Genomic DNA, 7303 nt, shown 5'->3' with positions numbered 1-7303 from the left:
GAGTGCGTGGCTCGCATCATCATGATGGCGGCTCGGTCTTCAGCAGTGAGATGGCTGTAGCAGTAGGTCATGGCAACACCGTACCTGATGGGTTACGTGTTGCACTTGGTCATTGAGACCGCCCAGCCTTGGATTTGGCTAGTTTGGAAAAACCTGGACCGACCGGCCAGGGTCGGCTAAATGCCAAGCATCTCAACGCTTACGTCCATCTGATCACCTTCCAGAAAGACGAACAGGATTTCTCACCGACCACTCGCTATCGAGATTACCCGATTAGCCGCACTCTGTTGCACTGGGAAAGCCAGTCAACTGTCACTCAGGAGAGCCCGACGGGGCAGAACTACATCCATTTCGAGGAGCGGGGCTATACGATTTTTTTCTTTGCTCGCGTGACCAAGCGCATCAAGGGGGAAACGGCTCCCTTCATCTTTCTTGGGCCCGCCAGGTCGCTGAAGAGCTACGAGGGCGACCGACCGATTGCGATGACGTGGGAGCTGGCATATCCGATGCCGGCCGAACTCTTCGAGGAGGCGCGGCCCGCGTAATGCATCGTGTTCTGGCCGGAGTTCGCCTCATCGGGAGGGCCATAGATTTCCCGTCAATTGATTTCTTGTACGACGTCGAAGGTCGGTGCCGGCTGGCCGCCAGGCCACGGCCTCGCTATGATGCCATTGGCTCGGCTTACGCTGACAGAGGCGAGCCTACCATCCATTCACTTGTCGCCAGGGGAGTCCCACCGCACCTGCGGGGGCTGAGAGGGCCAAGCGCCGACCCTGGAACCTGATCCGGTTCATACCGGCGGAGGAAGTGCGACATGCCCTACCTGACGTCTGCCGTGCTCGGCGCGGCGCTCCTGTGCTTTGCTTTCCTGGGCCTGCGGGCCCGCCGGGCCGATGGCCTCCTCGATGACTACGTCACCGCGCGGAACTCCCAGGGCGCCCAGGCCATCGGCCTGTCGTTCCTGGCGTCCAGCATGGGCGCCTGGATCCTCTTTGCGCCGCCGGAGATCGGCGCCTTCGTGGGGCCGGTGGCGCTGGCCGGCTACGCCATTGGCTCGTCGCTGCCGTTTCTGATCCTGGGGCTCTACGGCCCGGCGATTCGCCGCCACCTGCCGGAAGGGCGCAGCATCGGTGAGTTCGCCGAGGCCTGCTATGGCTCCGGCGTGCGGCGCTGGGTCTCCTTCGTTTCCGTGGCCTACATGGCCATCTTCCTGGCCGCCGAGCTAACGGCCATCGGCGCCATCGCTGCGCTGCTCTCCGACGTGCCGCCTGCGCTGGTGGTACTCGCCGTAGCGGTGGTCACCCTGGTCTACACCACCCTGGGGGGCCTGCGGGCGAGCCTGGCCACGGATCGCTGGCAGGCCTGGCTGCTGCTGGCCCTGCTGGTGCTGGTTGGCGGGGTGGCCTGGTGGTGGCTGCCGCCCATGCCGGTCGGGGCGGTGATGCCCTCGATCCCCATCGGCAGCGCGCTCTCCGTGGCGCTGACCCTGGTCATCGCGGTGACCGCGGCCAACCTTTTCCATCAGGGCTACTGGCAGCGCATCTGGGCGGCCGAGGACGACCGCGCTCTGGGCCGCGGGGCGCTGCTGGGCGCCACCAGCAGCCTGCTGGTGGTGATGGCCATCGGCGGGCTGGGCATGCTGGCGGCCATGCAGGCGCTGCCCCTGGGCGAGCCGCCGATTCCCTTCTTCGCGCTGCTCTCCGCCGCACCGGCGTGGCTGGGCCTGCCGGCCCTGGTGCTGGCGGTGACCCTGGTAGCCTCCAGCGTGGATACGCTGCAGAACGCCATCGCCTCCATGGCGGTGGCCAGCGCCGGGCGGCGCGGGCTCTCGGTGCGGGGCGCCCGGCTGGTCACGGTGGCGCTGATGGCGCCGGTGGTGTGGGTGGCCCTGCAGGGCTTCTCGGTGCTGCGGCTGTTCCTTATCGCCGACCTGCTGTGCGCCGCCATCGTGGTGCCGGTGCTGCTCGGCCTGTGGCAGCGCATGTCGCCGCTGGCAGCCGTGGCCGGCGGCGTGGCGGGCCTGCTCGGCGCGGTGCTGCCGGGCTGGATTACCCTGGGCAGCCTCTCCGCCGGAGTGCTGGCGGCGAGCTTCCCCGACAGCATTCCGACCCTGGCACCCTTCCTGGGCGCGCTGCTGGCCTCCACCCTGGCCAGCCTGCTGATCGCCTGGCTGCGCCCGGGGGCGAAATTTCACCTGGCAAGCAAGGGAGACGCCTGATGACGACACGTTCTGACTGGAACGCCTGGGCCGCCGGCCGCGAATCGGCGCGCATCACCGACTGGCTGCGCGAGATCAGCGAGCCTGATTGGTCGGCCACCGTCAACCACCCGCTGTTTGATGCCCTGGCCGAGGGGCGGCTGTCGGGGGAGGAGTTCGCCGCCTACATGGTGCAGGACTTCGGCTTCGTCGATCCCTTCACCGCGCTGATCGGCCACGCCATCGGCCATGCGCCGACCATGGATGATCGAGTAGTGCTGGGGCAGTTCATGGGCATGCTGACCAGCGACGAGAACAGCACCTTCCAGCGCACCTTCGAGGCCTTCGATGTGCCGGCGGCCCAGCGCGAGGCGCCGGACTACCTGCCGCAGACCCTGGCGTTTCGCGAGCTGTTGCGTGACACCGGGCAGGGCGGTGGCTACGCCGAGATAATGGCGGTGCTGGTGGTCACCGAGTGGATCTACCTGGAGTGGGGGCTGCGCGTGACCCGCGTGGACGGACTGCACCCGCTGATGGGGGAGTGGATCGATCTTCACGACAACCCGGCCTTCCAGGACTTCGTGGCCTGGCTGCGCAGGCGCCTGGACGAGGAGGCGGAAGGGCTCGATGATGCCGCCTTCGCTCGTATGGCAGAGCGCTTCCGCGAGACGGTTGTGAAGGAGCGCGCCTTCCACAATGCCGTGCAGCCGCACTGAGCAGGCGGGAATAAGGTGCAGCGCCCCCGAAAGCTTCCGACGGGGGCGCTTGGCAGGCAGGGGCCATGCCATGGATTACATATGGCCGCCCGACATGCCCAGCATACCGACGGCCCCGAACATCATCCCTCCTACCGCAATGACGAGGTAGATCAGGATCAGTACGCCGAAGATGGTGAAGTAGGTCTTGAGCTTGGCCAGGGCGAGCTTCATATCGCTCGGGTCTCCGCTTTCGTAGACTCGCCCGGCGGCGCCGGCCGCCTGCATCAGTACCCAGCCTGCCCAGATAGGGATCCAGGCCACGATCAGGCCGACGATGGAAATGGCGGTGAGGACGCCGGAGAGGATCAGCATGACGCCGGTCAGCTGCATCCAGAACTTGCCGCGATAGAGCGGCTCGACGAGGTCGCGCAGAAGCTCCTGGGAAGGGGTTTCCATGAAACGCTCCTTGTTGAGTCAATGTGATAGCGAAGTGGCGCCCGACACTTTAGCAGCCTGGTCGGTTTCTGCCCCCCTTCCGATGAACTGGCCAGAGGTTTATCCACAACCGGCAGGCCAGCGCACCAAGCCCCAGCCATAACTGTCATCTTTTCCATTCGGCCCCAGGTCCTGTGCCGACTCGCGCGAGTTCTGCCACCAGTCTTGATCCAGTCGTTTTTCAGCCAGAAGGGCGGCGAGCACGAAGGGGGAGGCGAACGAGGTGCCGGTATGGTAGGCGGTACCGCTTTCATTGGCTGCCCAGACCTGCACGCCGGGGGCGGCGAAATCGATATAGTCCCCGCGGTTGGCATTTTGATAGAGGTGCCGGTTGGCATCCACGGCTGTTGCGGCGATAACGCCAGGCTGTGCGGCGGGGTAGGTGGGGAAAGCTGCTGGTCCCTGATTACCTGCCGCGGCCACCAGCAGCACATCCCGGGCCAGAAGCTTCTCAAGCGCCAAGGTGAGCAGTCGGTTATGCGGGCCGCCAAGGCCCAGGTTGATGGCTTCGACCTCCCGCCCCAGCAGCCAGTCGAGGCCGCCAAGCAATAGGTCCGTGGTGGTATCAGAACGGGTGTCGCCCTGACGAAATACTGCTGCTACCGAGACGCTCGCATCGGGCATCAGAGGCAGGAAGCCTGTGTCGGGATGGCCTAGCCAGAGGCTGGCAATAGCGGTGCCATGGTTCGAGGAGGCAAGCGGTGGGGGGGCCAGCTGCATGAGTTCGATCCTGCGGCCGGCCAGGGCGGGATGCTGCAGATTGACGGCGGTGTCGAGCAGACCGACGCGGGCGTCGGTAAGGCAGCCTGTCCCGTTGAGGGGGAACTGGATCATTCCTTGCGCCATCTGCTGTCGCGAGTAGGCCATCAGTCCGTAGCGGTGATTCAACTCAAGCTGCAGGTGGGGCAGCCGCTGCGTAGCGGTCTGAAGCTGACGCCTGGCGTCGCTGTTCGGGGGCAGACGGAAGACACTCAGCACCATGCCGAGTTGCTCCAGCGCCTGGCGATGCTTGATGCGAAATTGCAGTGTGCCAAGGTCACGCGCCGCCTCGATTGCTTCGGACATACTGTTAGACACCAGCAGCAGTTCCTCGGGCTCGTAGTCCTCGGCAATGGCTGCACCGGAAGGAGCAGCCGCTGAAGGCGTGCGATAGTCGGGTAAGGGTAGGCTAGACGGCCCCTGACCCATCAGGCTGCCTCGGCCGGGAGGGGCGCGTCGGCGAGTCTCGGGTGCGTCCTTCCTTGCTTCGATGGCGCTCTGTGTGGCGGTCTCACTGGCCGATGTCGCGGTATCACCGACTTTCTGGGGCTCCGAGCGGTATTCCTCGAGATCAGCTGAACGAGGCTCATCGAGGCGTCGTTCATCGAGGCGTCGTTCATCGGTCGCCGTTTCTGCGGCGAATGAGGCGCTACTGATGGCCAGAAGTGCACAAAGTACCAGGCAGAGGAGCCAGCGGAGTCGGCCAGCCGGCGGTGTTCCCGTGTCGTGCCCAGGCTCGACTGTTTTCATGGAAAACTTCATCGCGGGCTTCACGGAAGGTAGACCTCCTCGATGAGAGCGCTCTCGGCCAGCTGGTCCCTGAGGCTGATGGCGTCACTATCTTCCGGCAGGCGAAGGGAATAGATGCCCAGAGCGCCGGGCCCCTCGATGATATGGGCGGCATGGGGCTGCAACAGGGCTTCCAGTTGGGCGATGGTCGTATCCGGCGCAAAGGCGACCTGAAGCTGGGGCGCGGCGTCCGACGCCCCTCCCCCCGATAACAGCTCCCATTGCGTATCGTCGGAACCCGTGAATACCACAAGGCTCGTCTGTACCACCACGACCAGGCAGGCGGCCACTGCCAGCCCTTTCCAGAAAAGATCTCGCCTTTTCCGAGGAGAGGGTGTGTCTGAGACGTTCTGCTCCTGCTGGATGTCTCGTTTCAATCTTGCCAGGCCCAGCTCGATCGGCGGCTCACCTGCGTTTTCATAGTGTTGCAGACCCTGTTTCAGGGCCTGCAGGAGTTCTGCTTCCCGGGCCAGGTCGGGGTCGTTGACCAAGGCGTCCAGAACCCGCTGGCGCTGATTGCCCTCTAGTTTGCCGTTCACGTAACGTGTCAGCAGTTCATCGTCATTGTTCATCTGGCCCTCCGGCCGACCCTGGTCAGCTCTCGTTTGATCGACTTCTTGGCATGAAACATTCGCGACTTGACCGTGCCTTCCGGGATACCCAGTATTCTGCCGATATCCTGATAGTCGAGCTCCTCGAAGAACGCCAGGTGCAGGACTTCTCTGTGTTCCGGCTTCAGACGAGACAGGCATTCATTCAGATGAGATTGGTCATTGGCGGCTTCGATGGCCGCTTCGATGTCGGCCGCGGGTGTCTCATCGGCCAGGTTATCGTCGATCTCCTCGAACGACCGCCGGCCCTGTTGGCGCCAGTAGTCCAGCACCTTGTGATGGGCAATCCCCAGCAGCCAGCTGGTCGCTCTGGACTGCCCGCGGAAGCCGCCTGCTGCACGCCAGGCCTCAAGCATGGTGTCATTGAGTAGGTCGTTGGCCACGAACGGGTCGTTCAATCTGGACATCAGGAAGCGATACACCCGCTGCTGATGTCGCCGATAGAAACTCTCCAGAGCATCCATGTTCCGGTGAGCCATGGCGGCAAGCAGTGCGCCGTCGTCGCGACTGTCCAGGGCGAGTTCTGTTTCCATCAGGGGCGTATCGGCTCGAGTGGGCTGGCGGCCAGCACCCGGCCGTTGATATCGATTGCCACCAGTCGCCAGTAGTAGGTGCTGCCTGGCTGCAAGTGGTTCAGCAGGCTGGCGCTGGGCGACGCTTCTCGGCGCTGCCCTTGCAGCAGTTGGCCGGTGGTGGGGGAGAGACCCAGGTCGACCGGTTGTCTTCCGTCACGTTCGGAGGGGCGGTCAGACGCTGTTTCGCCGGGCCAGTCGGCATAGAATTCCAGCTGATAGGCGTGGCTGTCCGGCACCGGCTGCCAGCGGAAGCGGCTGTGGCGGGTCAGGGGACTGGCGGACTCGATGGGCCAGAGCTGGATGGCGGGTACCTCGTTGCCGCGCTGAAGCGCTGCATCGCTGACGCGATAGTTGAGGGTAGGCAGGTCATCGATGACGTTGGGTGGCAAAAAGCGGAGGCGAAGCCGGTGCAAACCGGAACTCGCGTTGGGCAGTTGAGGAGAGGTCAGTATGACCTCGCTGCCACCCACGTAGCGGCGTACGATTTCCAGCGGCACATAGATGGGCTGGCCACGGGTGCTGGCCGGAGTGGCAACTTCCCACACGGCATTGAGCAGGCCGGCTCCCCGATAGCGAATACGCGCTATCGCTTGCAGCGGCTCATCGGGTCTGATGACCTCGCTCAGAGTGCCCGCCTGAAAGGAGAGGGTCACGTTCTGGATGACGATGGCATTTGCTGCGGCGGGACCGTCATCGCGTAACGGTTCTCCGCGCCCCGGAACGGCCTGGCGCAGACGAATCACCTGGACTCCCGTCAGTGGCTCGATGCCCTCGAGTTGGAAATCCCGGACATAATAGATCTCGCGTGCGCCGGAGGCAGCGGCAGCCTGACTGATGGACGCCGGGACTCGCAGGCTCTCGTTGAGACGAAACTCGACGCTGCGGTCGTCTTCCACCAGAGGCAGGGTCTCTCTCAACGTGGTGGAGGTGGCGCCCAGTGCCCGGCCGCCAAAGGGATCCCCCAGCATGAAGCGCCCCTGGGGAGATATCAGCGTCTGCCCCAGTCGTGCCAGGCCGGCAGCTTGACCCCGCCAGACAAGCCCGACGCGGCTATCAATACCCACCGTTGCTTCGCCCTGGCTGCTGCAGGGAGATCGGGCATCACAGACTGCCAGCGCCTGACTCTGGACCGAACTGCTCATGGTCATTGCCAAGGCCAGGATAATAACTGCACCGAAA

8 protein-coding genes and 1 riboswitch are annotated in these 7303 nt (G+C 64.4%); of the genes, 3 read left to right on the top strand and 5 right to left on the bottom strand.

The annotated features are described in order from the left end of the window. Positions 1-143: 143 nt before the first annotated feature. The 3 genes from ACFODV_RS00990 to ACFODV_RS00980 all read left to right on the top strand — a co-directional run bounded on the left by ACFODV_RS00990 (position 144) and on the right by ACFODV_RS00980 (position 2913). Positions 144-545 carry a DUF3427 domain-containing protein gene (locus ACFODV_RS00990; RefSeq protein ID WP_379753290.1) on the top strand — a complete coding sequence of 134 codons (402 nt, stop codon included), beginning with the start codon at positions 144-146 and terminating at the stop codon, positions 543-545. Between the two features lie 169 nt (positions 546-714). Further along, a riboswitch (TPP riboswitch) is annotated at positions 715-825 on the top strand. Beyond that, the gene (locus ACFODV_RS00985) at positions 815-2218 is read left to right on the top strand and encodes a sodium:solute symporter family transporter (RefSeq protein WP_379753287.1); all 1404 of its coding nucleotides are present in this window, start codon (positions 815-817) and stop codon (positions 2216-2218) included. (Overlaps the previous riboswitch by 11 nt.) Further along, positions 2218-2913 carry a TenA family protein gene (locus ACFODV_RS00980; RefSeq protein ID WP_379753284.1) on the top strand — a complete coding sequence of 232 codons (696 nt, stop codon included), beginning with the start codon at positions 2218-2220 and terminating at the stop codon, positions 2911-2913. The genes ACFODV_RS00985 and ACFODV_RS00980 overlap by 1 nt, the downstream gene beginning before the upstream one ends. A gap of 75 nt (positions 2914-2988) precedes the next feature. Here ACFODV_RS00980 and ACFODV_RS00975 read toward each other — a convergent pair whose 3' ends face one another. The 5 genes from ACFODV_RS00975 to ACFODV_RS00955 form a co-directional block, all read right to left on the bottom strand. Then, entirely contained in the window at positions 2989-3351 is a 363-nt protein-coding gene (locus ACFODV_RS00975) for a DUF5362 family protein (RefSeq protein WP_379753281.1), read from the bottom strand. 99 nt (positions 3352-3450) lie between these two features. Then, complete coding sequence (locus tag ACFODV_RS00970) at positions 3451-4923, bottom strand: S8 family serine peptidase (protein WP_379753278.1); 1473 nt, start codon at positions 4921-4923, stop codon at positions 3451-3453. After that, entirely contained in the window at positions 4920-5510 is a 591-nt protein-coding gene (locus tag ACFODV_RS00965; RefSeq protein ID WP_379753275.1) for an anti-sigma factor family protein, read from the bottom strand. Before ACFODV_RS00965 ends, ACFODV_RS00970 begins: the two co-directional genes overlap by 4 nt. After that, a complete protein-coding gene (locus ACFODV_RS00960) occupies positions 5507-6082 on the bottom strand; it encodes an RNA polymerase sigma factor (RefSeq protein WP_379753272.1) in 576 nt (191 codons plus the stop codon). The genes ACFODV_RS00965 and ACFODV_RS00960 overlap by 4 nt, the downstream gene beginning before the upstream one ends. Continuing rightward, positions 6082-7266 (bottom strand): hypothetical protein, encoded by a 1185-nt coding sequence (locus ACFODV_RS00955; protein WP_379753269.1) that lies wholly within the window; start codon positions 7264-7266, stop codon positions 6082-6084. Before ACFODV_RS00955 ends, ACFODV_RS00960 begins: the two co-directional genes overlap by 1 nt. Positions 7267-7303: the final 37 nt, after the last annotated feature.

This window comes from Halomonas tibetensis (assembly GCF_042643535.1).
In the GTDB taxonomy this organism is placed as follows: Bacteria; Pseudomonadota; Gammaproteobacteria; order Pseudomonadales; family Halomonadaceae; genus Halomonas; species Halomonas tibetensis.
This window is presented reverse-complemented; position numbering and strand designations above follow the sequence as displayed.

Bases quoted from the DNA above. Each gene is read 5' to 3' on its own strand.
- ACFODV_RS00985 (WP_379753287.1), top strand. From the start codon at position 815: ATGCCCTACCTGACGTCTGCCGTGCTCGGCGCGGCGCTCCTGTGCTTT.
- ACFODV_RS00980 (WP_379753284.1), top strand. From the start codon at position 2,218: ATGACGACACGTTCTGACTGGAACGCCTGGGCCGCCGGCCGCGAATCG.
- ACFODV_RS00975 (WP_379753281.1), bottom strand. From the start codon at position 3,351: ATGGAAACCCCTTCCCAGGAGCTTCTGCGCGACCTCGTCGAGCCGCTC.
- ACFODV_RS00965 (WP_379753275.1), bottom strand. From the start codon at position 5,510: ATGAACAATGACGATGAACTGCTGACACGTTACGTGAACGGCAAACTA.
- ACFODV_RS00960 (WP_379753272.1), bottom strand. From the start codon at position 6,082: ATGGAAACAGAACTCGCCCTGGACAGTCGCGACGACGGCGCACTGCTT.
- ACFODV_RS00955 (WP_379753269.1), bottom strand. From the start codon at position 7,266: ATGAGCAGTTCGGTCCAGAGTCAGGCGCTGGCAGTCTGTGATGCCCGA.